2 protein-coding genes are annotated in these 891 nt (G+C 53.0%); both read right to left on the reverse strand.

Going from position 1 to position 891, the window contains the following annotated elements:
- On the reverse strand, positions 1–379 hold a 379-nt coding region (locus BQ5453_RS00830; protein WP_154668723.1), incomplete at its 3' end, for an AAA family ATPase.
- A 48-nt stretch (positions 380–427) separates the two neighbouring features.
- A partial coding sequence (locus BQ5453_RS00835; protein ID WP_202614956.1) for a PD-(D/E)XK nuclease domain-containing protein occupies positions 428–891 on the reverse strand: 464 nt, incomplete at its 5' end.

Genomic DNA, 891 nt, shown 5'->3' on the forward strand with positions numbered 1-891 from the left:
AGCGGTCGCCTGCGCCCAACTGCTTGTTGGCGGCAAAGTTATATTGCGCTTCCCACTCGGTCACATAATCCTCCACCTTGTTGGCCAGTGTCATGCCGTCCTCAAAGTTCGTGCCGTTAAAGTCCACATGAAACACCGGGTAGCTCTCCCAATCCTTCTCCAGCGCATCGATGGCCAGCCCCTTGAACAGTTCGCGCTCCCCCTTAAAGTAGTATTCGAGCGTCGACACAAGCAGGCTCTTGCCAAATCGCCTCGGGCGACTCAGAAAGTAGATGCTGCCACCCTTCACGAGCTGGTAAATCAAGGCAGTCTTGTCTATATAGAGGTAGTCCTCGGTTATGACTTTCTTAAAGTCTTGTATGCCAATGGGAAATTTCATAATTTCAGAGATTATTGGTTTATCGGTTCAAAAACGGTTCACCATGCGTCAGTCCTCCACCAGCCACTCCTCGATGGTGCCCGTTTGCGATGAAAAGCTTGCTCCCACCTTGTGCAGGTGGCGCTTGTCAGCAGCATAGGGGCGGTCGTAGCCACAGGTCTCGATTTGTGCCAGGGCCTCGGCCGCTGTGCCGTCCAGTTTGAACTCAAATATGTACACGTGTTCGGGTGTTTCGATAATGCAGTCGGCGCGTCCCTCGCTCTGTTGTTTTTCAGTCAGCACAAGATAGGTACTCATCAGTCTGAACATCAGGTAGAAAGTGTAGTGAAAGTAGCGCTCCCTTTCGCGCTCATTCTCCTTGCGCCGCATCGAGTAGGGAATGCTCGCAAAGAATGCCGTGAGCTGCTTGTGCAGCAAGTTGAGGTCGCCACTTTCGAGCGTCGTCACCCAGTCCATGGCCGTGGTAGCCGTGTCGCGTCTGATTTGCAGATAGCTGTTGGCCAGCAGACTCA

Origin of the sequence: Prevotellamassilia timonensis (assembly GCF_900106785.1) — a bacterium.
GTDB classification, from domain to species: domain Bacteria; phylum Bacteroidota; class Bacteroidia; order Bacteroidales; family Bacteroidaceae; genus Alloprevotella; species Alloprevotella timonensis.